General features: G+C 67.8%; 1 pseudogene. It reads left to right on the forward strand.

Going from position 1 to position 276, the window contains the following annotated elements:
• Window positions 1–276 (forward strand): annotated as a pseudogene (locus tag KVT44_RS56065) (McrC family protein); the annotation flags it as partial.

The raw sequence follows: 276 nt of genomic DNA on the forward strand, positions 1-276 counted from the left end.
TGGTGGCTCGACGTCGACCGCGTCATCTCGCTGCGCCCGGACCTCGTCATGCGACGTGGGGAGCGTGTCCTCACCGTCGCTGACACGAAGTACAAGAACCTGAGCCCCAACGCGGGGTCGCCGGCGAACGGCGACGTCTATCAAGCTGTCGCTTACGCTCTCGCGCTCGGCGTCCCGACCGCCCATCTCATCTACGTGGCGGGCGATGTCGATTCGCGTCATCTCGAGGTCGCGGTGGCGGGGGTGCCGGGGTTCGTCCATTCCGTCCCGCAGGCG

The organism is Streptomyces sp. GbtcB7, assembly GCF_019091445.1.
In the GTDB taxonomy this organism is placed as follows: Bacteria; Actinomycetota; Actinomycetes; order Streptomycetales; family Streptomycetaceae; genus Streptomyces; species Streptomyces mirabilis.